Origin of the sequence: Roseibium sp. SCP14 (genome assembly GCF_040329475.1) — a bacterium.
GTDB lineage: Bacteria > Pseudomonadota > Alphaproteobacteria > Rhizobiales > Stappiaceae > Roseibium.
In genome coordinates this window covers 48173-74444 of sequence record NZ_JBDZYH010000005.1, presented here as the reverse complement: position 1 = coordinate 74444, position 26272 = coordinate 48173, and the positions used below count along the sequence as shown (strand labels likewise).

Here is a 26272-nt window from a genome sequence, read left to right as displayed (position 1 = left end):
AAAAACATGACCATTCGCTATCACAAGGGGGATCTCCCCGACCTGAAAGCCTATGAAACGGCAAGCGCGGTGGCTGTGGATTCTGAAACCCTCGGCCTCAATCCGCACCGGGACAGGTTGTGTGTCGTGCAGTTGTCGCCGGGGGACGGAAGCGCGGATGTAGTCCAGATAGCTCGCGGCCAGACACAGGCCCCAAACCTCGCAGCCCTGTTTACCGATCCGTCAAAACCGAAAATATTTCATTTTGCCCGATTTGATGTTGCCGTGTTGCGGCACTATCTGAACATCGAGGTTTCACCGGTCTGGTGCACCAAAATAGCTTCGAAGCTGGTGCGCACATATACGGATCGACATGGATTGAAGGATATTACGCGCGAACTCCTGGGAGTGGAATTGTCCAAGCAGCAGCAGAGTTCGGACTGGGCAGCGGAAACGTTGTCAGATGCTCAGCTGGCTTATGCAGCTTCGGACGTGCTGCATCTGCACGCCTTGAAGGAAAAGCTTGAATTCATGCTTCAGCGGGAAGAGCGCAGCCATATTGCCAAAGCTTGCTTCGAGTTCTTGCCGGTACGTGCAGAACTCGACTTGAAGGGATGGGACGAAACGGACATTTTCGCTCATTCGTAGGATTTGAAAGGGCATCCCGGCCATATGAGCGGGTGCCATTGGTTTCGGAGGTCGCGTTGAGCGTCACCAGCGATTTTCCGGGAGGAAAGGCTCCCAGGCGGCAGCTAAGTCGTGTGCAACGTTCTGCGCGAAGGCACAGCGTGCTCGTGCGGATATTGCGGTGGCTGTTTCCTGCAATCGGACTTCTGATCCTGGGCGGAATGGTTGGTCTGGTCGTCCTTTTCAATTTCTTGAGCGGGTTCGGCGCTGCAAACATGATGCTGACCAGCGAAGGTCTGGTGATGGATCATCCCGAACTCTCAGGTCACGACGATGACCGTTCCTACAAGGTGACGGCGCGCCGGGCGATTCAGAGATTGAGCGATCCGCGGATTATCGATCTGGAGATCATTCGGGCAGACATCGTTCTCAGCAAGGATGAGAACGCCGATATTATCGCCTTGAAAGGCACGTACAATAATGCCGCGGAAACCTTGCGCCTCTATGACGGTATTCAACTTGAATGGAGCGAGGGTTACAAGGTGGACCTGTCGGAAGTGGAAATAGACCTGAACAACGGCGCCATGTCGACGACGGAACCGGTCTCGATCCGCTCTGACCAGGGGCACGTTGTCGCCGGCAAACTCTCTTATGATCAGAACAAAGGTCTCGTCCGATTTTCCGACGGGATCAAGATGACCCTCAATCCGGCCTCGGAAGGACGGTAAAGATGACCTTATTGAAACGCATCGTGATTGCATCTGCGGCGGCGCTCATTGCCGGTGCTGCGCAGGCTCAGACATTTTCGGACGCTTTTGCCGGCTTTGGCTCCAATGACGGCGAACCAATCGAGATCGAAGCAGGCGAATTGCGTGTGGAAGACAACAACAGCACCGCGACCTTCGTTGGCGACGTTGTGGTTACGCAGGGCGAAACCAGCCTGGAAACCCAACGGCTCAAGGTGTTTTACGCCGGATCAGGTGCCGAGGCCTCGGAAAGTGCCGTTCAGCAGCGGATTTCACGCCTCGAGGCCGAAGGAGGGGTCTATATCACCTCCAAGGACCAAACCGCCAAAGGGGATGCGGCGAGTTTTGACATGAACCGCGAAATCATGGTGATGACCGGCAAGGAAGTCGTACTCTCCCAGGGGCCGAACGTGGTTGTCGGCAACAAGCTTACCGTCAATCTGAAAACAGGTCAGGCAAACCTGACGGCAGGCTCCGGAAAAGTCTCCGGACAAGGCGGTGGTAGCGGCCGGGTCAAGGTTCGGATTCAGCCAAACAGTGTTCAGGGCAATTGAGTTTGTTGGGCAAGCTGACTCGACAGAACCTGTCACAGACCCTATTTGGAGCTTCGGCAAGGATCGGATGGACGGCGCATCGGTGAAGACTAACCCTACAGATTTTAGCGGGTTGCAGGGAAGCACACCCGGTCATGAACATGACCGGGGAGACCTCTCGCAGGCATTGGTCGTCGAGGGCATCGGCAAGACATATGGTCGCCGCCAGGTCGTGAAGTATGTCAGCCTGACCGTGAAGCCGGGGGAGGCCGTCGGTCTGCTCGGTCCAAATGGTGCAGGTAAGACCACGACCTTCTACATGATCACAGGTCTGATCAGGCCGGATCAGGGGCAGATTTCTCTCGAAGGTTTCGACATCACCCGCATGCCCATGTACCGCCGTGCCCGGCTCGGAATCGGCTACTTGCCGCAGGAAGCTTCAATCTTCCGGGGACTGACCGTTGAAGAGAATATTCGGGCAGTCCTGGAGGTGATCGAACCAAATCGGCAAAAACGGCGTGAAGAACTTGATTCGCTGCTTGCCGAATTTGGTCTAACCCATCTGCGCAAGTCTCCCAGCATCGCCTTGTCGGGGGGGGAGCGGCGGCGTGTTGAAATCGCGCGCGCTCTAGCGAGCCGTCCATCCTTCATGCTTCTCGATGAACCATTTGCCGGTATCGACCCGATTGCAGTCGGTGACATTCAGCAACTCGTGAGGCATCTGACGCAGCGTGGCATTGGAGTTCTGATAACGGATCACAACGTGCGTGAAACGCTAGGCCTGATCGATCGCGCCTATATCATTGCAGCCGGTGAAGTTCTGACGGAAGGCCTGCCGCAAGAGATTGTCACCAATCCCGACGTGCGGCGGCTTTATCTGGGTGAACAATTTACGCTTTGATGACAGGCGGTGCGCTAGGTTATAAACTCGGTCGCTAACAAAGAAGCAAAAAGCAGACCAGAACGACCTAATAGGCGCACAGAAAATCCATGGCCATTTCAACCAAGCTGGAGATGCGGCAAAGTCAGTCGCTGATCATGACGCCGCAGCTCATGCAGGCGATCAAGCTGTTGCAAATGTCCAACCTCGATCTGGTTGCCTACGTGGAAGCGGAACTTGAGCGCAATCCTCTTCTGGAAAAGGGAGAAGGGGATGCGGCCGGCACGACTGATTCAAGCGAAGCTGAGCCGGGGACTGGCGCCGGGCAAAATTCAGACGGCAACGAGGCATTGGATCCGCAAGGCGAAGAGCCGGGTGCCAACGACTGGATGCAAAGCGATCTGGAAACCGGTTCTGAAGCTATTGCTTCGCGCATGGACACCGATCTTGGCAATGTGTTTCCCGATGAGCCAGGTGTGCCGGCCTCGCCTGAGCCGGCGGTTCTGAAGACGGGGGACAGTTACAAGAACAACGCTTCGAACGGTGCTTCGGAAGACTACAACCTGGAAGCGTTCGTTGCCGAGGAAGCCTCGCTTGCGACCACTCTTGAAGAGCAGATGCATCTTGCTCTGAGCGACGAGGTAGACAAGTTGATTGGTGGACACCTGATCAATTCTCTAGATGAGAACGGCTATCTCTATCTTGATCTGACAGATACTGCCGATCAGCTCGGTGTGGATGTCGAGCGAGTGGAGCGTGTACTGGCTGTTTTGCAGTCCTTCGAACCGGCAGGAGTGTTTGCACGAGATCTGGCTGAATGCCTGAAGCTACAGCTAATCGACAAAAACCGCTTCGATCCGGCCATGGAAGCATTGATCGACAATATCGAAATGCTGGCAAAGCGCGAACTCGCCGCGTTGAAGAAAATTTGCGGTGTGGACGATGAAGACCTCATTGAGATGATTTCGGAAATCCGGGCACTGGACCCCAAGCCGGGCAGCGTGTTCGGAACGTCGCTGGTTCAACCGGTGGTCCCGGACGTTTTTGTGCGCCCGGCAAATGACGGCACCTGGGCCATTGAACTGAACTCCGACAACTTGCCGAAGGTTCTCGTCAACCAAACCTACTTTGCCAAGGTGATTAAGACGGCGAGGAACGAGGTTGAGAAGGAATATCTCACAGATTCCCTGCAGACGGCCAACTGGTTGGCGAAAAGCCTGGATCAGCGGGCACGAACGATCCTGAAGGTCTCCACGGAGATTGTCCGGCAACAGGACGGCTTCCTGACCTATGGCATTGAACATCTGCGACCGCTGAACCTGAAGACGATTGCCGAGGCGATCAGCATGCATGAATCTACCGTGAGCCGGGTCACGTCCAACAAGTTCATGGCAACGCCGCGCGGCATTTATGAACTGAAGTACTTCTTCTCTTCAGCAATCTCGGCCACGGTTGGTGGCGATGCCCACTCGGCCGAAGCCGTTCGGCACAGGATCAAGCAGATGATCGACGCTGAGGATCCGAAGGCCATCCTTTCAGACGATACGATTGTCAAAATACTCAAGGACGACGGGATAGACATCGCTCGCCGAACCGTCGCGAAATATCGCGAGGCCATGAAAATCGGATCTTCGGTACAGCGCAGAAGAGAGAAAAAAGTCCGTCTTTAGAAAACTGCCGTGACGCAAGGTAGCGCGTTAGAATAAAAATTTTTAAATAAATCAGGGATTTCCACTGAAACAATACAGTGGCTTTACGCGGTTATTCAACGTTGGTTGCAAGGTTTTTTCATAAAGAATTGACTCTTTGCGTTACCGCAATTATAGCACCGCCCTCATGGCGTAATCAGGGGATGGCGCTTCGGCGCTTACTGGTCCATTCTGTGGGCCTGAAACGTTTCGCGTTTCGACACCGGCTGCCCGCCGGTGACCTATCGGTCAATAGAAAAAGAAGAGGTCCCCATGGCTTTGCGGATTTCGGGTAAGAATGTTGATGTCGGCGATGCAATGCGCGAGCACATCACAGACCGAATCGAAGATGCTTTGTCGAAGTATTTCACAGGCGGATTCACTGGCCACGTAACTCTCAGTAGGGAGGGCACGGGTTTCAAGTCCGAATGTAGCGTGCATCTGAATACCGGCATTGTGCTTCAGGTGTCCGCACAGGATCAGGACCCGCGCAACAGTTTCGACCAGGCCGCGGATAAGATCGAAAAGCGGTTGCGGCGCTACAAGCGTAAGCTTAAGGACCACCATAGCCACAATGGTAATGGTCGCGAGACATTCGAGGCAGCTTCCTATGTGCTTGCCTCACCGGAGGATGATGAGGAAGTGCCGGCGGACTTCAATCCGCTTGTCATTGCCGAGACCTCCGCGAAGGTAAAAACCATGACTGTCGGTATGGCTGTTATGGAGCTGGATCTGACGGAAGCCCCCGTTGTCATGTTCAAAAATGCGGCAAATGGCGGTGTAAACGTTGTTTATCGCCGTGCTGATGGCAATATAGGGTGGATAGACCCGGCACTGGTAGCGAGTGAAGCTGCCCAATAATTAATGCGGAAGAAGTCGGCTTCCCTTAAGAAGCCGGCTTCTGAAACTTGTAGGCGAACTTATGGATCTTGGTGATCTTCTAGCTAAAGATGCGGTAATTGCCGGACTGAAAGTAAAGAGTAAAAAGCAGGCTATTCAGGAGCTTGCTGCGAAGGCGGCGAGTCTCACCGGTCTTTCAGAGCGCGAAATCTTTGACACGCTGCTTCAGCGCGAGCGTTTGGGATCAACAGGTGTCGGTCACGGCATCGCGATCCCGCACGGCAAACTGACGCGTCTCGACCGCCTTGTCGGCCTGTTTGCCAAGTTGGAAAAGCCGGTCGACTTTGATTCGCTGGATGATGAGCCTGTCGATCTGGTGTTCTTGCTGTTGGCACCTGAAGGTGCGGGAGCCGATCATTTGAAGGCGTTGGCTCGAATTGCCCGTCAACTCAGGGATGCCAATGTAACGCAAGGTTTGCGCGGCTCTTCCGATGTTGAGGAAATGTACGGTCTTTTGACCCAGTCTCTGACATCTTCCAACGCGGCTTAATCGGGCCAAAACTCTCCCCAAAAAAAGACCGGCGGGAGCCGGTCTTTTTTTGTTTTATGCTTCTGCCGGTTTGGCGTCGCCCTGCACCAGTCCGTGTTTGCCGGGTACGGGCAACGGGCCTTGCGTGAGGGCGGGCAATTGCAGGTCCGCCAGTTCTTCCGGTGGTGCGGATTCTTCGGGAATGCGCCACAACGTTGACCGGATTGCGAGTTTGCCAAGGGATCTTGTCGAGGTCGTCACCGCGATCACTGTCGCCAGCAGCGGACCGATAGCCACCGGAATGACTGGCCACACGAGATCAATCGGCTGCGTGTACAGCCATGTCAGGCCGGAAAGACCGAACAGTGTCTGCGGCCACAGTTTGCGCGCGGCAAGCGCCACGGGCAGACGTTGAACTCCTCGTGCCTGCGCTCCCCATCCGATTGTCTTGCCGGCAATGAGGCCACCCATGAACAATGTGTGCGCTACGGCCATGATTGGTGCCAGCATTGCCGAATAGAGAATTTCGGTAAAAACGCTCGTAACCACCCTGATGGGCCCGCCAAACGCCTTCCTGAGGTCAGCTCGCGCCAGCACATCCGCAACGGTGGCCAGCTTGGGTGCAAACACCATCGTCAGGATCGTGGCGAACAGGGCCAGACCGGTATCGGTGCGATAGGGTGCATAGTCCGTGGTCATGCCAAGAACCGCCGCGGCCGTCATAAAGCCGATCCAGGCCGGAGAGCCTAGGAACATCAGGATGGCCAAAAAGAGTTGTGCCCGGCTGACCGGCTTAAGCCCCGGCATGCTCAGCAAACGACGATACTGCAGGTTCCCCTGACACCAGCGCAAATCGCGCCTGATGAATTCCAGGATGTGTGGCGGGTTGACTTCGTAGCTGCCTGTTTCAAGCGGCAGCACGCGAACCTCATATCCGGCCCGGCGCATCAGGACAGCTTCAACCTGGTCGTGTGAGAGGATTGTTCCTGCCAGCGGTCCTTTGCCCGGCAGCACGGGCAAGCGGCAATGCTCCTTAAACGGTTTCAGCCGCAGAAGCGCATTGTGTCCCCAGTAAGGGCCGCAATCACCTTGCCACCAGGCACTGCCGATCGTGTAGGAGCGCATACCGAGGCGCATTCCGAACTGGAAGATGCGCGCAAATGCGCTGTCGGTCGGCAATCCGACAACGAGGCTTTGCAGGATACCCACTTTGGGATTGGCTTCCATGCGTCGGACAAGGTCGACCATTGCTTCAGCGGACATGTAGCTGTCCGCATCCAGAACCAGTGCAAAGTCGTGTTCATCCCCCCAGCGGTCGCAAAAATCCTCGATGTTCCCCGCCTTGAAACCGGTGTTCAGGGAACGCCGTCGATAGATGACGTCCATCTGGCCCTGGAACCGCTCGGACAAACGCGCGCTCATCTGTTGTTCCTGAAGGGCAATGTCGTCCATTGACGTATCACTCAGAACGTAGAGCGTGAAATGATCCGCCTGGCCAGCGCGTATCAGGTGAGAAACCATCGCGCTGAGATTGACTTCCAGGCTTTCCGTGTCCTCGTCCCGGATGCAGGAAAGCAGGGCCGTTGAGCTTTTTAGTGGACTGTCCGGATCCCCGGCGTCGATCGGACAGACGGCCTCCACCGGATTTTTTGACACTCGCATGACCAGGAGGCCGATAACGGCGTTCCAGAAGCCGATGATGGTCCATGGCAGGGTGACCATGAAACAGAACAGAATGAACAGATCGAGTGGTGTGAGCCCGCCTGGCGTCAAGGTAACGGTCATCAAGGCGGTTAATGACAGAAAGCTCACGACAAGGAGGCTGAGAAAGATGAAGCGTCTGACCGTCATTTTGGTGTCTGTTTTCTCTGAAATGGACATGTCAAAGACCTGAAACATTATTGTGACTTCCAATCAGGGCAATCGTAACGATAGTGCGCATGTCAAAATGTCCTAATATTGACAATCGCAAGGTGAATTAGCGGAAATGGTATGGGAATGACGGCAAACGAGGTGGTGTCGCACGACACAGCCCACCCGCAGGCTCTGTGGTATGTGGGTCAGGAACTTTGCAAACTTGAAACTGTCCTTTGTGATGACCCGCAACCCGGCGAAGTGCTGGTGCACACGCTCTATAGTGGTATAAGCCGCGGGACGGAAGGGCTGATTTTCAGGGGTGAAGTTCCGCAAAGCGAATGGCAACGCATGCGGGCTCCGTTCCAATCCGGTGATTTCCCGTTTCCCGTCAAATACGGTTACGCCAATGTCGGCCGTGTCCATGAAGGAGACCCCGATCTCGTCGGCCGCATCGTCTTTTCGCTCTTTCCGCACCAAAATGAATTTACGCTCCCATCTGCTTCCTGTGTGCCGGTTCCTGAAGGCATTTCGCCCGAACGTGCTGTTCTGGCAGCCAATATGGAAACGGCTCTCAATGCTTTATGGGACGGAAAACCATCACCTGGGGATCACATCTGCGTGGTCGGAGGCGGAGTGGTTGGCCTGCTCACGGCCTATATTGCGGGCCGGATACCTGGAACAAAAGTGACTGTAGTCGACACAAACCCTCGCCGCGCGGCAATTGCAGAGGCGCTCGGTATCGCCTTTTCGCTGCCCGAGGCTTCACCACGCGATCAAGATCTTGTGTTCCATACGAGTGCGAGCCCCGCAGGTCTCGCAACCGCATTGACCTGCGCCGGGGACGGGACATCGGTTGTCGAAATGAGCTGGTACGGGGCACAGGAGGTCTCGGCCCCGCTCGGCGCAGACTTTCATTGCCGGCGCCTGAAACTGGTTTCAAGTCAGGTCGGAACCATACCCTTTGACCGGCAACCGCGCTGGACTTATCGCCGACGCCTTCAAACCGCCCTGACGCTTCTGCAGGACCCTGTCCTGGATCGGTTGATCAGCCATCGGGTGCCTTTCAGGGACCTTCCGCACCAACTTCCCGATTTGTTGAACAAAGCTTCAGATGTGCTCGCCGCGCTCGTTGTATATGACCAGTCGTCGAGATAACCGTTACACAAATCACCTTCCGACATTAAGTCATAAGTTTCAGGAACCTGGACATGTTTGCAGTTGAAGTTCGCGACCACGTCATGATTGCCCATTCCTTCAAGGGAGAGCTGTTCGGCCCCGCGCAGGCATTGCACGGTGCAACCTTTGTCATCGACGCGGCCTTCCTGGCCGACACACTCGACGCGAACGGTGTCGTCATAGACATAGGCCGTGCGCACGAGGCTCTGAAGGAGGTCTTGCAGCCTCTGAACTACAAGAACCTGGACGAGGTTCCCGAGTTTGAGGGTATCAACACCACAACGGAGTTCTTGACCAAACATGTCCATGACCATCTGGCAACAGCAGCTCGTGAAGACCGTCTTGGGCGTCCAGGAACAGAGCTGAATGCCATTCGCGTGACGATTTCGGAATCCCATGTGGCCCGTGCCTGGTACGAAGCGAAGATCTGACACACAGATGCAAAAGCTTGTCTTTGCCTATCCGGGTGACATCGATACGCCTACGGGCGGTTACGGGTATGACCGGCGAATAATCGCAGGATTGCAGGCGCTTGGATGGCAGGTCGAGCTGCTGCCGCTCGGGCCGGGATTCCCGTTTCCTTCGGCGGAAACCCTGGATGACGTGCGCAGGAAACTCGAAGACCTTCCCTCTGAAACCTGTCTGGTTGTCGATGGCCTCGCCTACGGTGTCCTGGCGGAGGCGGCTGAAGCTGTCAGCCGTCGGATGACACTGATCGCACTGGTGCACCATCCGCTTTGTCAGGAAAATGGTCTGGGGTCCGACAATGCAGAGGACCTGCTGGCTAGTGAACGGCAAGCATTGAGCTTTGCCCGGCACGTGATTGTCACCAGCGCGGCGACGGCAACTCAGGTCGAAGAACTCTTCACGATACCGAAGGAACAGATAACGGTAATCCTGCCGGGAAACGAAAGACAGGAACCTGTTCTTCGTCAGCCCTCGGAAACGTTGAAACTTCTTGCCGTCGGTACGGTCGTTCCGCGAAAAGGGTACGACTTGCTGTTTGAGGCACTTAAGGAGCTGTCTACCCACCAGTGGCAGCTGGATATCGTCGGCGGGATTGATGTCGACCCAAAATGCTATCTTTCTCTGTTGGTGCAGGTTGACGCGTGCGGGTTTGCCGACTGCATCACGTTTCACGGCGCAATTTCGCCTGATGAACTGTCGGGCTTTTACCGGAGAGCAGACGTATTCGTCCTGGCTAGCCGTTACGAAGGTTATGGTATGGCCTATACGGAAGCCTTGGCGCATGGCCTTCCCGTCATCGGCAGTGGCGGCGGCGCGGTCAGGGACACATTGCCGGAAGAAGCCGCGATCTATTGCGGAACGGAAAATGTAGGTCTTCTTCGGGAGGCTCTCGAGCTGATGATGTCGGACCGTGTAAAGCGGTCGACGATGGCAGAGGCAGCACGAGTTGCGGCATTGAAGCTCCCGAGCTGGGAAGATGCCGCCACCAGATTTGCAGATGTTTTGAAGGTTGCTAAGACATGAGCGGATTTTCTTCCGAATGGCTCGCGCTGCGTGAACCACTTGATCTGAATGCCCGGGATAAATCGGTTGAAGAGGCTTTCCTTGCTCAACTTCCTGTGCGTCGCTCGCGCATTCTGGACCTGGCAAGCGGTGCGGGGTCGACCGTTGCGGCCCTCGGCAAACGCCTGCCGGAAAAGGTCGACTGGCTGCTGACGGATTACGATCCTGCATTGTTGGAGGTGGCCAGCCACCGTTGGAATAGTCTTGCCGGCAGCGATGTCGCTGTCCGGACGATCGATCTGGCGGCCGATCTGGAGCAGCTGCCGTTCGACAAGGTCGACGCAGTGACGACGTCCGCCTTTCTCGATCTGGTTTCCGAGAGTTTTCTTGCCCGTCTTGTCGGTCAAGTGATCAAAGCACGCAAACCGTTCCTTGCGAGCCTCACTTATGACGGACGCGCGCAGTTTTCACCTGACCATGCGCTGGATGGTGATCTGCTGACGGCGCTCAACACCCATCAGCAGATCGAAAAAGGATTTGGCACGGCGCTCGGACCGGATGCTGCCCAAAGGGCGATCGCGCTTTTCGAACAGCAGGGATACCGTGTGGTTCAAGGTTTGTCGGATTGGCAGGTGGAGCCGTCATCCCGCGATTTTCTGACCGAGTTTCTGGGCGGCTGGGTTCGTGTTGGTCAGGAAGTCGGACTTGATCCTGCCACGCTGGACATCTGGTGGCAGGAGCGTAGAGCGCAGATCCGCCAAGGAAAACTTCGCGTGGTCATCGGACACATCGATTTTGCAGCATTTCCAGAGTGACGTGATCGATACCCGGTGAGAGGCCATTTGCTTTGTGCTGGTCTCTGTCAACTTGCACTTAACATCTTGGTAAGTATATCTGGATTTGTGGTTGAATAATAATCGGTTTTATGCCGAAAATTACTGGTTGGGAGCCAAATCAAACTGTTTTTAAAGCGCATGATAAGAAATTGGCTGTAAAGCAAGCAATAGAACCGATCGAGAAAGTACAACGCGACTGAGTTTGAGCGACAGTGCTGTCGTTCAAGTTCAAGTGCTTTGAACTGACAAATTTGTCGGATTTGGCTTTAGGGCATCAGCTTAATGGATCAGCGCTCAGAAATTCCGATACGAACAGTTTATGTGGATCTGGACGGGACGCTTCTTCGAACAGACTTGTTGTGGGAAAGTTTGTTTCATGCCCTCCGCCAACACCCGACGGTAATTTTTTCTTTGTTCGGATGGCTGTTGCACGGGCTTGCCTTCACAAAGGCGAGATTGGCGGAAGTTGCCGGAATCGACGCCACCCTGCTTCCATATCGCGAAGATATTGTTGAACGGCTCAAGCAGCAAAAGGCAGCGGGATGCAGGATCGTTCTTGCGACCGGATCAAACGAAAAACTTGCCCAGGCAATTGCTGACCATATTGGAATTTTCGATGAGGTTTTTGCATCGGATGAGCGGACCAATTTGACTGCAGAGCGCAAGCTGGCTCGCATCAGGGAAACTTCCGGTGACGAAAGCTTTGCCTATTTCGGCAATTCAAAGCATGACATTTGTCTCTTCGAAGCCGCATCGGAAGCGACCGTGGTTGCTCCCGACAGGTCTGCAGACCGGTGGCAAAAACAGTCTGGAGCAGAGAGGATCGAAGACACCGGCAACGGTCTCAAGGCAGCCATTCAGGCGATGCGGCCACATCAATGGCTCAAGAACACACTTGTTTTTGTGCCGGCGATCATGGCGCATCAGATTTTTAACGGCTCGGTCCTGTTGAGCGCACTGCTGGCCTTCATTGCCTTCTCCCTGGCGGCTTCTGCTATCTACCTGCTCAACGACCTTCTGGACCTTGAAGCGGATCGCAGGCATCACAGCAAATGGAAACGGCCGTTTGCCAGTGGACGGTTGAGCGTTCCGAACGGGCTTTGGCTTGGGTTCGGATCTCTTGCGGCTGCATTCGGCATTGCCCTTTTCCTTCCGATCGGATTTGCCGGCATTCTGCTGCTTTACCTGCTGGTTACCACTGCCTATTCATTTTCCGTCAAGCGCATGTTGCTCCTGGATGTCTTCGTGCTTGCGGGGCTTTACACCATTCGTGTCCTTGCCGGAGGTGTCGCCGGGAGCATTGAATATTCGTTCTGGTTGCTTGCATTCTCCATTTTCTTTTTCCTGTCTCTTGCGCTCGTGAAACGTTTTACGGAGCTGCAGCAGGTTGGCGAGACTGCAAGTCGGGAAGTAACGGGACGCGGTTACCGGCATGTCGATCTTGAGACAATCTCTCAGGCGGGAATGACGTCCGGATTTGCCGCGGTTCTTGTTCTCGCCCTTTACATTCAGAGCCCGACAATCGAGAGGGCTTATGCCGTTCCGCAGTTGATCTGGCTTTTGTGTCCGCTTGTCCTTTACATCATCATGCGCATCTGGATTCTCGCACGGCGGGATGAAATGCATGAAGATCCGATTGTGTTCATTTTGAAGGATTGGCGGAGCCAGCTGATGATCGCGTGCGGTGCCATGCTGTTCCTCATTGCCGCCGTCTGGTGATCTGAAGTGAAAAAACAACGTATTGAAAGCTGGGGCGGATTAGCTGTCGATGTGCCTGATCCGATGGTGCCTGCCCAATATCTTTCGCAACCCGTTTTGCCTGGATCCGCGCTCCCTTTCGGCAACGGTCGAAGCTATGGCGATACTTGTCTGAACGCTGAAGGAAACGTCATTACCTCGCGGGCGGAAAGCAGGGTTCTGTCGTTCGATCCTTCTACCGGTCTTCTGGAAGCCGAAGCAGGGGTTTTGCTTTCCGAGGTCATTGCCTTGTCGGCGCCACAGGGCTGGTTTCCTCCGGTCGTGCCCGGAACGCAGTTTGTGACGCTTGGGGGAGCAATCGCGAATGATATTCATGGCAAGAACCACCACCGGAAGGGAACATTCGGCCGTCATGTGACGGAAATCCATCTGGAAAGATCTGGCGAAGGCAGGCTGATCCTCAAACCGGATGACCAAACCGGTCTGTTCGCGGCAACGGTTGGCGGACTGGGCCTGACGGGTTTGATCCGAAAGGCGGTGCTTCAGCTGATGCCGGTCGGTTCATCATCTATCCGTCAGGTCACGACCCGTTTTGACAATCTGGAAACATATTTCGATCTGGTTCATGCTGCGGATCAGGAGCACGAATATGCGGTGGCTTGGATCGACTCCCTCAGCACTGGGAAGTACTTCGGTCGCGGGCATTTGATCGCCGGGGACCATGTGGGGGGAGATGTCGGCACGGAGGTGGCCGCTGCGCAATTGTTCAGAGTACCCTTCACGCCTCCGATCTCACCACTGCAGGGTCCTTTCCTCAGCATTTTCAACGAAACCTATTTCCGCGGCAGTCCACCCGGCGTGTCGGCAAAAACAGTGCCTTCCGGCAAGTTTTTTTTCCCGTTGGACCGGATCGGACGGTGGAACCGCCTTTACGGCCCGAGGGGACTGCACCAGCATCAGAGCGTTATTCCAGAGAAAGGTGCCTTCGAGATTGTTAAGTCGCTTCTGGAGTGTACCCAGAAACATCGGCATGGTTCCTTTCTGACGGTGCTGAAACGCTTTGGGGACGTCGCCAGCCCCGGGTTTATGAGTTTCCCGCGCGCAGGCTACACGTTGACGCTGGACTTTCCGGACAAAGGCCTCAAGACCCTTCATCTTTTACAACGTCTTGACGAGATCACACTTTCGGCGGGCGGCGGCATCAATCCCTACAAGGATCGCAGAATGTCACCGGAAACATTCAAGACCTCATTCCCGCAGTGGAAGCTTCTGGAGGAGATGCGCGATCCGGCGTTGCTTTCGGATTTCTGGAGAAGAACAGTGCTTTCAAATTAAGTTATAGTAAATTTTTTGTATAATTAAAGGTAGGGTGTGGTGTTTCTTGATAACCATTTATTATTTATAGAAAAACACCTCACGATAATTGGCCTGAAATTAAGGTAATTTAATTGAATTCGATCGATAGTCCCGCTGTTGCACAAACGCAAGCGGAGCAAATGTCATATGAGCGTTTACCTACCCTTTATTTTATTTACCGTTCTGACGAATGCTGCTGCTCAAATCATGCTCAAATATGGAATGACGCAGATAGGCGGGTTTGAAACGCTCTCCAGCAACATCGTAATAAAACTGTTTCAAGTGGTGTTCACGCCGTTTGTATTCTTGGGTTTGTGTACCTTTGTTATTTCCATGGCATCGCATCTATACGTCTTGTCAAAAGTAGAGCTGTCGTTCGCTTATCCGTTTTTGTCCTTGGCTTATGTTGTCGTTGCTGTTTATGCGTATTTTATCTTCCAGGAAGACCTGAATGTGATGAGAATATTGGGAATTGGGTTGATCTGCGTAGGAACTGTTTTCATTGCGCAGGGCGGCTCAAACCACAATGACGGCCAATTGGACGCGAAAGTTCAAACAGTTGCTCTCAAGGAGACCTCAAAGTGAAGCATATCCTTTTTGGCGGAGATGGATTTGTAGGCAGACAACTCGCCAAGCGTCTCCTGGATGAAGGCGAGGAAGTTGTCGTCGCCGACATCACAGATGGCAATCGTGCGATCTATGCTCAGGCCGATTTCATCACTTGTGACGTGACCGACCCGCAGGCGATTGCCCAGGTGCCAATGGCGGCTGATGACATGATCTACAACCTGTCGGCAAAGATGCTGTCGCCGATCCAGGTTCGCGCAAAGCGGCACGACTTTTTCTATCCGGTCAACTACGACGGCACGAAAAACATCATCGAGGCGATGGATCGGGCAGGGGCCGGAAAGCTCGTGCACTACACGACCGACATGGTCTATGGCCACACGGTAACGTTCCCGATGACCGAAGACCATCCGGTCGCTCCTCTTGGTGAATATGGCCAGTCCAAGCTTGATACCGAATTTCTGGCCGCCGAATGGCGCAAGCGGGGGATGGATATCACCCTGTTCCGTCCCCGGCTGATCATCGGGCCGGGCCGACTGGGCATTCTGACAAAGCTTTTCAAGCTCATCGATTTGAACCTGCCGGTACCGATGATCGGTTCCGGCAAAAATCCGTACCAGTTTATCTCGGTATTCGATTGCGCTGACGCTGCTTACCTTGCGTGGAAGGCCGGAGTGCCCAATGAGGCCTACAATCTCGGCTCTCTAAATCCGCCGCCGGTGAAAAAGCTGCTTGGGGATCTGATCAAGCACGCAAACTCCAGATCCCTGTTGCTGCCGACATGGGGATTCGCGGTCAAGCGGACACTCGATTTACTTGATGCGGTCAATCTGCCGCTGATGGATCCCGAGCAGTACCTGATCGCCGACGAAATGTGTGTTCTTGATGTCTCGAAGGGGGAGCGCGAGCTTGGCTGGGTTCCGGCTTACCGCGACGAGGACATGCTGATTGCCGCTTACGACGAATATCATTCACCGAAGGAAGCTGAGAGCCGGGTCAAGCACGGTACAGCTGAGACAGCGTAACGATAGGAACACACATGTTGTCCACGACTGCATCAGACCTTGAAAGCCACCGGGATCAGGTTCCGCAGGATCTGAAGCCAGACCTGATTACGGTTGAAGAAGCAAAGTCGCTTGATACGAAGACCATGGCGGATCTGTTCAAGGATCACATAAATCCCGGTCAGTATCATTTCATGAAGTTGCTCGGCTTCCACAAGGTGAAAATCGAAACCGCGGAAGGGATGTATTACACCGACCAGAATGGCCGGAAAATTCTCGATTTCTTCGGCGGCTTCGGTTCGTTGGCCCACGGTCACAATCACGCGCGCGTCATTTCTGCACGGCAAAAGTTCCAGGAAGAGAACCGGCACGAAATCGCCATCGCCTTCCTGTCGCAATATGCGACTGCGCTTGCCAGGAACCTTGCCGCGTGCTCTCCCGGTGATCTGGACATGGTGTTTCTTGGGTCGACCGGATCGGAGGCGATGGAAGCCGCGGTCAAGGTCGCTGAAAGAGCATCGGGTCGCGAAAACTGCAAAATTGTCTATGCGGAAAATTCCTTCCACGGCAAAACCAAAGGTGTGCTGTCCCTGACGGATTCGGAACTTTACCAGGGCAGTTTTCAGCTGGTTGAAAACCGTGTCAGGGTTCCCTTTGCGGATCTGCAGGCGCTCACGGATGTCATCGAGCGCGACCCCGACATCGGCGTTGTCGTTCTGGAAACCGTTCAGGGCGGCGGCGGCATCATTTCCGCGCCGGAATCCTATTGGAAGGGTGTCCGGGAGCTTTGCGACAAGCATGATGTCCTTTGGGTCGCGGATGAGGTTCAGTGCGGTTACGGCCGAACCGGCAAGTTTTATGCCTTCGAGCATTACGGCGTGGTTCCGGATGTGACGGCGCTTGCAAAATCCCTTGGGGCCGGCAAGGCCGCCGTGGGGGCAATGATTGCAAGGCGCGATGTGTATATGAAAGCCTATGGCACACCGAAGACGGCGATGATCCATGCGCAGGCGACATTCGGCGGCATTGGCGAGGCCAGTATCACTGCGATCGAGGGTCTGAATGTTCTCTACGATGAGAACCTGATCGAGAACTCCGCTCGGGTTGGAGACCATCTACTGACGCGTCTCAGAACGCTTCAGGAAAAATACCCGAAGATCATCAAGGACGTACGCGGCAAAGGCCTGATGATCGGACTGGAGTTCCAGGACTTTTCCAAGACCATGCCAATGGTCATCCGGCCAATGCTGTCCCTGCTTGATGACAAGCTCAAAGGATCGCTCTCCGGATTTATCGGAGCGCAGCTTCTCAGGGACTATGATATTCTGGTCGCCTTCACCGAGTACAACCGAAATGTCATTCGTCTCGAGCCGCCATTGATTTGCTCGAATGAAAACGTCGATACCTTCTGCGATGCCCTTGATGATCTGTTGTCAAAGGGGATCGTCAGCATCGTGAACGGGTTCATCAAATCGCAGGCCGGTTGATCGCTCCTGCTTCGCGCGGGTGCAAACAGTGCCGACCAGGCAATAAGTTCTGAACTCATTTCTCTTTTGCAAGTAAGCCTGCTCTTATTAGAGCGGGCTTACCAAATGCCCGGTTGCGACGTATGCGGCGAAATGGATGTCTGTTGCCGCGATGGAATTCCTTCAGGTTAATTGCTGAACCTGGACCTTCGCGTGCGGTTTTGTCCCTGAGCAGGATACTTCCGGTTTCCAGATTTCCATTAGAACCAGTAGCAACGGTAGTAAGTAGGGCAGGTACACCCGGTCATCGGGAAGAGGAAATGTGACAAACTTTCCCCCAGTGCAAAGCGTCAGGGCGATCACGGCCGTCCACTGTCCCGGGGACACGTCCCAGCCGTTTCGCAAAAGCAGTGCGAAACCGAGAAGAAACAGCACGAACAATGCCAGCCAGTCATTGTCAACGATCGACCTGATGAGCTGGAATATCAACGCCTTCACGTAGAGAAGCAGGTTAAATGGCGGTGCGAACCCGTCCATGTTGTTCTGAACTTCAATATTGGAAAAATAGAAATGCGGCCACCAGCCCGGGTGTCCCGATGAACCGGTTGCCCAGACATAGAGGGCGACGGCAAGCACAAACAGGGCCAGATAGGCGAGCCGGTCCACTCTTGTCGCAAGAGACGCCAGAAGAAGAGCGAAGAACAGCAGAATTCCGTCGGGTCGCACAAGCATCATCAGAATGAGAAAAACGGATGCAAAGAGCGGTTGCCGTCTACAGACAAAGTATATTGCGGGAACGCTGAACGTGGCCATCAACAGATCAGGCGTGGCAGCGCGGGCCAGGGCGGTAAATCCGAGCAAAATCATTGCAGGTCCAATGATCAACAGACCTTGCAGGGCGCTTTCCCGAATACACCAGATCAATATGAAGAAGGCAACAAGCGCTGCAGAGGCGAAGGAGATAATGGTCGTTGCCTGAACAAATCCAAACGGCCCACCTAGCGCTCGAACCGCAGCAACATAACCCACCTTGACGCGATACATCGGGAGCATTGATACGAAGTTGTCCGGATTTTCAAACTGGCTTACTCGGTAGGGAATGTCCGCGATCAGGCCCTGATACTGTCCATCGGTCGCTGCTTCCCTTACTGCTGAATAAGCCAGCGCATGAAGCTCGGAAACATCGGCGGCCTGATCTTCCGAAGCAGCAGCGACATAAGGCAACAGGTCCCAGTTGTAGTCTGGTTTCAAATAGCCAATCGCAAGAGTGACAAGAACAATAGACAAATAAGACAGTACGGCAATCACGCAGACTGTCCGCTTTGAAAGCAAGCTGACAAAGGCAAGGAGGAGATTGCCCAGTTGCGGTGTGAAGACATCAGAAGATTTCATTTTCATCAATGACCTGAATCTGGAAACACCGGTAGAGAGCCAGAGGCTCGCGGGTGAAAACTGAAACTCTATCGCACATCGGGCTGACGAATTCTCCGGGTCAGCGTTTTCCGGCGAAAACTCATGTCATCGACAGAGGCGGCTCAATCGAAACGATGACGTGATCAGCCATTTCTGTCAGTTTCTCGTCAATCTCCGGCCGCGTCATCGGTGGCTCGGAAACAACGATCAAATCGAAGTTTGGATCCCGATTTGAGTAATTGCCTTCCGAAACTTCGCCTGGTTCGGCGTGCTGGTATTTGCGCCGGCCGTGGGTGAGACTCAGAAAGTTGATCCCGAGATCCGCTGTGCGGACCGCATCCTCCAGATCCAAGAGAGCGGCGTCGGCAGAAAGCGAGTGTTTCGACGGCTTCCGGTCGTTCGGATTGTTGTCAATCAGCAGGACGCGAAAATTTCTGAGACTTGCTGCCGCATACACGACGGAGAGGGCTGCAGTGTTGTGATTGCCGTCAACACTGGTCACGGCGATCGTACTGGCGACTCCCTTCATTCTTGAAGATTGAATCTGCTTGAGAATTTCAAAAATGGTACGCCAGTACGGGCGCATTTCGTGATCGAATACACCGTTGCGGAACTCCCACAGGGCTTCCAGCAATTCGTCCGCATAGTTGCCATTCGGCGACATTTGGTCAGATAGGTGCGGAAGGTAGGAAATATCTGACAACGGCAATGTGCTGGATGCTTCGATGCGAGGAGCTTCGGTGACCAGGTCGGTGGCGGGGCCGACAGGTCCAGCTACAGGAGCAAGTTCAGGCTCAGGGTAGAGGAGATAGCGAACGACAAGTGATATTGCGTCTCGACCAATTGCCAGCAGAATTCCGACCAGACAGCCGAGTGCCGCACCAAGCAGGACGAGAAGTTTTTTCTTTGGCCAGATCGGCGATTCCGGCGGAATTGCCGGTGAGATGATCCGGGCGTTGGGAATGCTGATTTGTTCGATCTCGGTCAATTCCCTCGTCCGCCCGAGCAGATTTTCATAAAGGGCCTTGACCGTATCTGCCTCGATTTGAAGTTCCTGCAGTTCTATACGCGATTGCTGATCCAGATTGGATTTCGTCCTGGCAGTGTTCAGCTGTGTTTCCAGGTTTGCGATTCGATCTCGAATCACATTTGTTTCCAGCTCGGCCGAGTTCGCGATTCTTCGTACTTCTGCATCAATCAGTTTCCGAATCTCGTCAGTCTGTGCGCGGGATCGCACAAGCTCAGGATGTGAAGGCAGGAGTTCGGCGGACAGGTTGGCTTGCGCACGCGCCGCGGTAGCATATTGCTGTCGTAGATTTGCGATAGTTGGTGACGAAGTTACATCTGAAAGAGCATCAACATCGGCACCTGAGTCGACAAGTCGCCGTATCTCAGACACCTTTGCTTCAGCGGCGGCCAACGCAGCGCGCTCGGTGGTCAGCTTGGTGTTGAGTTCGGCAAGTTCCTGATCGGTCAGCAATGCATTTTGATCGGTTGATTGAAGATTGTTCTGAGCCTTGAATTCTTCGACCTTTGCTTCTGCTGTGCGCAGTTCCTCCCTGAGACGTCGGAGACTATCTCCAACCCTAGCCTCAACAGTCCGGGTCACATCCGAAATCTGACCGTTCTGGTCCGCGATGTAACTTTCGACGATCGCATTTGACAGAATTGCAGACTTGACCGGGGCGTCGGTGTCTACGGAAACATTGATCACGAAAGTCAAGCCTTCGCGGCCGACGGAGGTTGCTTCTGCCAAGGCGTCAACCGCACTGTTGATTGCCGCTTCCTCGGTCTCGGGCGACCTGCTTCCTGATCGGCCAAACAACGCGCCGACAGTGGATAAGATTCCATTGGCGGGAGAGCTCTGACCCAGTTCGGAATCTTGCGTCAAATCGAGCTGAGTCACAACACTGCGTAAAACAGAATAGGACTGTAGAACAGTCACCTGGCTATCAACGACGAAGGTATCCTCCAGGTAACGCGCCGGTGCATTTCGGTCTTCAAAAGGCTGCCGGACCGAGGGGTCGATCAGGACCTGTGTCGTTGCTCGGTAGACTGGCTCAAGAGTGAGAGAAACCGCGACTGCAGTTGCGGTAGCGATAATGGCGCACACGAACACAACCCAAAGTCTGCGCCGTAACAGCGTCAGAAGATTCAGCACGTCTTGAAATTTAGGCGCAGTATCCGCCACGTTATGCCCTCGACCGGTCCAGGATCTAATGTTTGCGCGAGCTTTTGTCGTTCCGACAAACTAAACAAACTTGGTTAGCAACAGCCTAATGCTCACCTGAAGCCGTTAAATCAGACGAGGATAGGCGTCGAAATCTGACGGCAGGTTGCGGTGCCGTGGCATCTTTTTGTACTTCCGCTTTTATTGATGATTAAAGAAATATGGTAAATTAGTTCTTTTATATTAAGTGGTCAGTAACATTGATAATAGATATTAGCCAAGGGCTTTTAATGAATAGGTGTTTCTAACCGCCATTTAACTTCCCGCATGGTACTGAAAATTCAATTACAAAATTTTCGCAATGCGGACTTTCAACACTATGGCTACAGCTCAAGCTGAACGATGGCAGAGATTTGGCCTTCGCCAACCACAGGAAACGGTCCTGTTGGGCGGATTGCCGATTGCAAATATCGGGATGCACGAGACCGCCCGGCAATTTGTTAAGATTGCCCTGTCCACCCGTGGGAAGAGTGTGGCCCCCTATTATTCGACCTCCGCGAATGGCCAAGTTATCGCGCTGGCAGCAAAAGACCCTGAATTTAAGAAGCTACTGCTCAATGCAGACCAAATTCATGCCGATGGCATGCCAATGGTTCTTATGTCCCGCTTTGTATCGAAGAATCGACTTCACGAACGGGTCGCGACGACCGACCTCGTTCATGCCGTCGCACAACAGGCACAGGACGCTGGGGTGAGTTTTTACTTTCTGGGGGCGCAGGAAGAAGTGAACGGGTTGGCGGTAAAGAGGATGCAAGAACTTTATCCCGGCCTGAAATTCGCGGGTGCCTCGCATGGGTACCTTGCTTCAAAAGAGCAAGAAAGAGTGGTGGTGGAAGAAATCAATCGCTTAGGTCCCGATATCCTCTGGATCGGAATGGGAGTTCCTTACGAACAGAAATTTGTCGCCAGAAATCTTGAAAGTCTGCAGAATGTAGGTGTTATCAAGACAAGTGGCGGTCTGTTTGACTTTTTGTCTGGCAAGAACACGCGCGCACCGTCCTGGATGCAGAAGCGTGGTTTGGAATGGCTCTACCGCACGATACTCGAGCCGAAACGTCTCGCCTGGAGATATCTGGTCACCAACCCGGTAGCATTCCGCGAGTTGCTGTTCAATTCCAAGTAATTGCGGTTACGAAAATAGAAACCCCGGTAGACTTGAAAATCGCAAACAGGTCTAGTCGGAGAAATTGTCAATTCTGCTCAGAACATCGTCCCAGAGCTGTTCAATTTCAGCATTGAAAGGGATTTGACCGATCTCAGTTTGCCGTGCAGCCAGAATGGCCTCGGCCGCCGTTCCGATGTCCGCGTTTGTTGGGATAAGCTGGAGGCAGCCGGTTTCGATCAGTTTTTCGAAAAGGTGATGGTGATCAAGGGCATCGTCATGATCGGGAGCGTTTACGACAACAGGTTTTCCGGAGAGGGCAGCGGCCAACACACTGGCTCTACGTGATGTGAGACCTCCCGGCAGAAGATAGAAAAACACGTCGATTTCGTTGAAAATAGCGAAAAGTTCTTCCGGACTTTCGATAAAACCACTGACAGCAACCCGCTCGGAAAGGTCGAGTTTGTGAACAGCTGTGAGAAAATCTTGCTCAACGGTGTCTTGGCCTTTGATAAATGAACCAGCAAAGGCCGCAAATACGTCATAACCGTGTTTTCGCAACTCTGCCGAGACGTCAAGTGCAGCCGTCACATGCTTCTGTGGGTAGATCGAACCGAACTGACCCAGGATTAATCTTCCCTTTTGCCGCTCCTGCTTGAGTTTGTCGGAAAAATTTCCGGATTTTCTTTGCGTTGACGGAATTAGATTAGGTGGAATTGGGACAACGCCCCGGCGCTTTGTCGTTGCTCTGGCGAGGGAGCAACCGGCAAACTCTTCGGCGATCTCAGGCGCCGAGAAACAAATTTTGGTTGCAAGCAGCAGTACCGGTATCAGAATAGCCTGTCGCTTCCAGTTTAACGCATCCCATTCGTGCAGGATAACAACGATCTCTTTTCCACTTGCGCGAGCGATCAGGGCAGCCAGAAATGGCTCGATCAGTTTTTTCTTCCAGGCAACAACAGGAAAATTGAACACAATCGCATCGACGTTTTGAAAGGCTTTGCGCAGGCCGCCAATATCAAAACTCAGGGTGTGCTGTTGCGCACGGGTATCGAATTTGCAGGCAAGGATTCTGGCAAACTCTTCAACGCCGCAGGTCTGCGTCGTATCTGAAGTCATAACGAGGTAGCGGCGGGATGACATCTTGAGTGTATTGGGCCTTGTCGATGCGAGTGAAAACGACTCTAATTCACTGACATAAACAAGTTCTTTAGGATAAGTGATCAAGCCCGCGGACGTACAACGACCATTATTCATTTATTTAGCTATGGGAGATTGAATAAGCGCTGATTGAGAAGGTCAAGAACTGGACACTGGTCACCCGATGCCCCCCCCGACGGTTTCAATTGTAACACCGAGTTACTGCGCGGATCTGCACCGGTGTGAATTGCTGTGTGAGTCGATTGATCTTTTCGTGACGGGTTACGAAAACCATCTCATTGTCGTTGGGGATGAAGATCTTGAACTATTCAGGCATCTGAACAGTCCCAAGCGCATGGTTGTGCCCTCTTCACAATATCTCCCAAGCTTGCTGCCGTTCGCTAAATGGCGTGGAAGGCGATATTGGTGGTCCCCTCGAATTCGAATTCCGGTATATGGCTGGCACCTACAGCAATTGCGCAAGATTGCAGTGGCGGCTGCTCAGGATAGCGACCGCGTAGTCTTTACGGATTCTGACTGCGTTTTCTGCAAACCAAGCGACTTGCGAGAACTCGTGGGACAGCCCAGGACGCGGCTATTTCTGACGCCTGGCGACGTTAATATGTCCAGGCCCGATCACATCAGGTGGTGGCGCAATGCATACCGATGCCTGGGGTACGAGGCACCAGATCTACCCGGTGACGACTTTATCGGTCCGTTGGTCGTTTGGGACAAAGAAACAGTTTCCGCTGTAACGAACAAGATTGAACAGGTGAGTGGGCAACCTTGGTGGTTATGTTTGGCCCGTCAGCGTCAGTTTTCCGAGTATATGACCTACGGCATTGCGGTAATCAATGATCCGGAGCTGATGGCGCGTCATGACGTGGTGACTTCAAATCTCTGTCTTACATATTGGGAAGGGGATCACCTAGACCGCGCCGGGTTGGCTTCAATATTGAACGAACTGCAGCCGCACCATTGCGCAGTCACCATTCAGTCTCACACGGAAACCTCAGTCGACTTGATCCGTGAAACCATTCTTGCAGAGGTCGTCAAAGCCTAGGTCTTTTCAGAATCTTTGTATGGTTCCGGCAGGAAACCCAATGCGGCATACATCCGGCCAAGCGATACAAGGAACGGGTGAGACGCAGGCAGAAAGTGGCCGGTTCTGAAGAATACGGTGGCTGACCGCCCGATACCAAGTGCCAAGCTCACCAGGTTTTTCAGAAACGCCTTGGAAGCGGGCATCCCATTTGATCGATCGACCACATAATTGATGGAACCTGTCCGAATTGAGCGGGTCATAAGGAACTGGGGAGATGTTCGTTCCCGCGGAACGAACTCGTGAATGATTGCCTGTGCACTCCAACACGTCTTGAATCCTGCCTTGCGGCACCGCGTGAAGAAGTCCATGTCACCACCACCCAGAAAATTGTATTTGAGATCAAATATGGGAGTGCCGAGCGTCTCGAAAACGCCTCGCCTTATCAAGCAGTTTCCAGAACCGTGAATCTGTTCCAGCTGCCTACTCGGACCGTCAATGGATACGAAGAGTTGATGGTTCTTTACCGCATCACCTGGTTCTTCTAAGAATTGTCTGAGTACCGGTCCTCCAACAATGTCGGCCTCTTCCTGATTTGCGGTTTCGACGATGTTTGCCAACCAATCCGCAGATGCAACTTCGTCATCGTCGATCATCAGGAAGAATTCTGCTTCAGGAAATCTCTTGAGCGCTTCACCGAATGCGCGATTGATTGCAAAGCAATTGCCTTGATTGGATTCGATGAACACCGCGTTTGGCAAACCGGTATCGGCAAAGAACTCTTCTGCTGTGCGAGCGCCGGCCGGATTGCCGGGATCGTTGTCCACCACAACGATCGCAAATGCTACCTCCGCAGTTTGTCTTGATAGGGAGGCCAGCGTCTGCGAGAGCCAGTCCGGTCGCCTGAATGTAGGAATACAAACTACGGCATTGATATGCGATCTGTCTGAAGGTTGAGCCATGGCTCCCCTCGATACCCGGATTTATGGTCCCGGGAAAGCGCGCTCGCGGGTCCAGTCAACAACATGTGCTTCAAATCTAATACTGAGAAGAAGTTAACGGCAATTTGCCGCGACAATGGTGTTTGAACCTGTGGCGGCTTTGCGAGGAGATGGATCGAGCAGAAGTGCATAGGCTTGCAGCCGCAAACCAAAAACGCTCACAAGCATAGCGAACCAGATCGGACCCGTGTTTTCGAAGATTGGACTTTCCAGACAAGCAAGAAAGAGAGAGAACAGCCAGAGGCGCAGAAACAGCCTGGTCAGGTCACTGTTATTCGGGCCGGCAAAGGCCCTGCTTGCGTAACCGATCGGCAGTAGAACCAGCCAGATTAACACCAGAACCAGGCCCACCATCCCGCCATTGAGAAGCTGTTCTAGATACCCATTATGCGCATGCGCGGCGGTTACGGCCCAGGTGTAGAGGGAAAAATCACTTCGAAAGAGTGCTTCTGTTTGCCAGAATGACCTGAATCCGTATCCGGTGATCGGGTTTCTGGCGAAAGCATCCAGACCCACGCTCCAGATTGAAGTTCTGTCGGTAAACGACGGATCGATGCCGAGCGACACAAGAAAGGATTGCAAGGTACTGGAGGTGGCCGCGGACATGAGGATTACATTGACAGCAACCAGGCCGCCCAGAACCACAACCGGGCGCAATATCCTGATACGTTCAAACATCCAGCCTAATACAAGAATGCTCGGGAGCATGGCAATCGACGTTTTGCTTCCCGTGTTCCATAGAAACACAGCTGCCAATCCAATGATGGCACTGCCGGCAAGCAGCGACTTTGCACGCAATACGTAAAGTCCAAAAAAAACGGAGAATACCATTGCCGGTGCTGCAACGTTCTTGTGAGGGAAATGTCCCCGCCAGTCGCCGATCAGAGACGGGTCTGAAGCGTTTGCAGAATGAACGGCCAGATGCGGCAGAACGACAACTCCGAAATAGGAAAGTCCGAGAATTGTCGGCACGGCAATTGTCATAAGATCTGTAAATTGTTCTCTCGATCTGGGGAGCAGCAAGATTGCGCTGCTGCAGGCGCAAACAAGCAAAGAAAAGACAATTCTGCGATAAGCTGAAGCAGGGTCACC

Annotated in this window: 24 protein-coding genes; 18 read left to right on the top strand and 6 right to left on the bottom strand. The window is 53.6% G+C overall.

The features are described from left to right. Positions 1–6: 6 nt before the first annotated feature. The 7 genes from ABLQ08_RS20485 (at position 7) to ptsN (ending at position 5843) form a co-directional block, all read left to right on the top strand. The gene (locus tag ABLQ08_RS20485) at positions 7–627 is read left to right on the top strand and encodes a ribonuclease D (RefSeq protein ID WP_352945723.1); all 621 of its coding nucleotides are present in this window, start codon (positions 7–9) and stop codon (positions 625–627) included. Between the two features lie 140 nt (positions 628–767). Then, the gene (lptC, locus tag ABLQ08_RS20480) at positions 768–1334 is read left to right on the top strand and encodes an LPS export ABC transporter periplasmic protein LptC (protein WP_352945722.1); all 567 of its coding nucleotides are present in this window, start codon (positions 768–770) and stop codon (positions 1332–1334) included. 2 nt (positions 1335–1336) lie between these two features. Next, the gene (locus tag ABLQ08_RS20475) at positions 1337–1906 is read left to right on the top strand and encodes an LptA/OstA family protein (RefSeq protein ID WP_352945720.1); all 570 of its coding nucleotides are present in this window, start codon (positions 1337–1339) and stop codon (positions 1904–1906) included. A gap of 67 nt (positions 1907–1973) precedes the next feature. Then, the gene (lptB, locus tag ABLQ08_RS20470) at positions 1974–2786 is read left to right on the top strand and encodes an LPS export ABC transporter ATP-binding protein (protein ID WP_352945718.1); all 813 of its coding nucleotides are present in this window, start codon (positions 1974–1976) and stop codon (positions 2784–2786) included. Between the two features lie 89 nt (positions 2787–2875). Beyond that, positions 2876–4435 (top strand): RNA polymerase factor sigma-54, encoded by a 1560-nt coding sequence (rpoN, locus tag ABLQ08_RS20465; protein WP_352945716.1) that lies wholly within the window; start codon positions 2876–2878, stop codon positions 4433–4435. 291 nt (positions 4436–4726) lie between these two features. Then, positions 4727–5314, top strand: coding sequence for a ribosome hibernation-promoting factor, HPF/YfiA family (gene hpf, locus ABLQ08_RS20460; protein ID WP_352945714.1), 588 nt, complete (start codon positions 4727–4729; stop codon positions 5312–5314). Positions 5315–5375: 61 nt separating this feature from the next. Next, complete coding sequence (gene ptsN / locus ABLQ08_RS20455; protein WP_352945712.1) at positions 5376–5843, top strand: PTS IIA-like nitrogen regulatory protein PtsN; 468 nt, start codon at positions 5376–5378, stop codon at positions 5841–5843. Between the two features lie 54 nt (positions 5844–5897). On the opposite strand, the gene mdoH is transcribed toward ptsN, so the two are convergent. Further along, positions 5898–7721: a glucans biosynthesis glucosyltransferase MdoH gene (gene mdoH, locus ABLQ08_RS20450; RefSeq protein ID WP_352945710.1), complete on the bottom strand. Its 1824-nt coding sequence runs from the start codon at positions 7719–7721 to the stop codon at positions 5898–5900. Between the two features lie 99 nt (positions 7722–7820). Here mdoH and ABLQ08_RS20445 point away from each other — a divergent pair, with 99 nt between their 5' ends. The 9 genes from ABLQ08_RS20445 (at position 7821) to ABLQ08_RS20405 (ending at position 17273) form a co-directional block, all read left to right on the top strand. Beyond that, positions 7821–8834: a zinc-dependent alcohol dehydrogenase gene (locus tag ABLQ08_RS20445; protein ID WP_352945708.1), complete on the top strand. Its 1014-nt coding sequence runs from the start codon at positions 7821–7823 to the stop codon at positions 8832–8834. Between the two features lie 53 nt (positions 8835–8887). Beyond that, positions 8888–9286: a 6-pyruvoyl trahydropterin synthase family protein gene (locus tag ABLQ08_RS20440; RefSeq protein ID WP_352945707.1), complete on the top strand. Its 399-nt coding sequence runs from the start codon at positions 8888–8890 to the stop codon at positions 9284–9286. 7 nt (positions 9287–9293) lie between these two features. Then, entirely contained in the window at positions 9294–10346 is a 1053-nt protein-coding gene (locus ABLQ08_RS20435) for a glycosyltransferase family 4 protein (protein ID WP_352945705.1), read from the top strand. Then, positions 10343–11140 carry a class I SAM-dependent methyltransferase gene (locus ABLQ08_RS20430; RefSeq protein WP_352945703.1) on the top strand — a complete coding sequence of 266 codons (798 nt, stop codon included), beginning with the start codon at positions 10343–10345 and terminating at the stop codon, positions 11138–11140. The genes ABLQ08_RS20435 and ABLQ08_RS20430 overlap by 4 nt, the downstream gene beginning before the upstream one ends. 303 nt (positions 11141–11443) lie before the next feature. Beyond that, entirely contained in the window at positions 11444–12880 is a 1437-nt protein-coding gene (locus ABLQ08_RS20425) for a UbiA family prenyltransferase (protein WP_352945701.1), read from the top strand. A gap of 6 nt (positions 12881–12886) precedes the next feature. Next, on the top strand, positions 12887–14194 hold the full coding sequence (locus ABLQ08_RS20420) for an FAD-binding oxidoreductase (protein ID WP_352945699.1): 1308 nt from the start codon (positions 12887–12889) through the stop codon (positions 14192–14194). A gap of 168 nt (positions 14195–14362) precedes the next feature. After that, positions 14363–14800 (top strand): EamA family transporter, encoded by a 438-nt coding sequence (locus ABLQ08_RS20415; RefSeq protein WP_352945698.1) that lies wholly within the window; start codon positions 14363–14365, stop codon positions 14798–14800. Next, a complete protein-coding gene (locus ABLQ08_RS20410; RefSeq protein ID WP_352945696.1) occupies positions 14797–15807 on the top strand; it encodes an NAD-dependent epimerase/dehydratase family protein in 1011 nt (336 codons plus the stop codon). The genes ABLQ08_RS20415 and ABLQ08_RS20410 overlap by 4 nt, the downstream gene beginning before the upstream one ends. Positions 15808–15821: 14 nt before the next feature. Further along, positions 15822–17273, top strand: coding sequence for an aspartate aminotransferase family protein (locus ABLQ08_RS20405; RefSeq protein ID WP_352945694.1), 1452 nt, complete (start codon positions 15822–15824; stop codon positions 17271–17273). Between the two features lie 162 nt (positions 17274–17435). Here ABLQ08_RS20405 and ABLQ08_RS20400 read toward each other — a convergent pair whose 3' ends face one another. Next, complete coding sequence (locus tag ABLQ08_RS20400) at positions 17436–18644, bottom strand: hypothetical protein (RefSeq protein ID WP_352945692.1); 1209 nt, start codon at positions 18642–18644, stop codon at positions 17436–17438. Positions 18645–18765: 121 nt separating this feature from the next. Further along, the gene (locus tag ABLQ08_RS20395) at positions 18766–20856 is read right to left on the bottom strand and encodes a GumC family protein (protein ID WP_352945690.1); all 2091 of its coding nucleotides are present in this window, start codon (positions 20854–20856) and stop codon (positions 18766–18768) included. 358 nt (positions 20857–21214) lie between these two features. Here ABLQ08_RS20395 and ABLQ08_RS20390 point away from each other — a divergent pair, with 358 nt between their 5' ends. Continuing rightward, on the top strand, positions 21215–22018 hold the full coding sequence (locus ABLQ08_RS20390) for a WecB/TagA/CpsF family glycosyltransferase (RefSeq protein WP_352945688.1): 804 nt from the start codon (positions 21215–21217) through the stop codon (positions 22016–22018). A 51-nt stretch (positions 22019–22069) separates the two neighbouring features. On the opposite strand, the gene ABLQ08_RS20385 is transcribed toward ABLQ08_RS20390, so the two are convergent. Further along, on the bottom strand, positions 22070–23254 hold the full coding sequence (locus tag ABLQ08_RS20385) for a glycosyltransferase family 1 protein (RefSeq protein ID WP_352945686.1): 1185 nt from the start codon (positions 23252–23254) through the stop codon (positions 22070–22072). 67 nt (positions 23255–23321) lie between these two features. On the opposite strand from ABLQ08_RS20385, the gene ABLQ08_RS20380 reads away from it, so the two are divergent. Further along, on the top strand, positions 23322–24200 hold the full coding sequence (locus tag ABLQ08_RS20380) for a DUF6492 family protein (protein ID WP_352945684.1): 879 nt from the start codon (positions 23322–23324) through the stop codon (positions 24198–24200). Here ABLQ08_RS20380 and ABLQ08_RS20375 read toward each other — a convergent pair. Next, positions 24197–25141 carry a glycosyltransferase family 2 protein gene (locus ABLQ08_RS20375; protein WP_352945682.1) on the bottom strand — a complete coding sequence of 315 codons (945 nt, stop codon included), beginning with the start codon at positions 25139–25141 and terminating at the stop codon, positions 24197–24199. The two genes, ABLQ08_RS20380 and ABLQ08_RS20375, sit on opposite strands and share 4 nt — an antisense overlap. 93 nt (positions 25142–25234) lie before the next feature. Further along, positions 25235–26164: an O-antigen ligase family protein gene (locus ABLQ08_RS20370; protein WP_352945680.1), complete on the bottom strand. Its 930-nt coding sequence runs from the start codon at positions 26162–26164 to the stop codon at positions 25235–25237. Positions 26165–26272 lie beyond the last annotated feature (108 nt).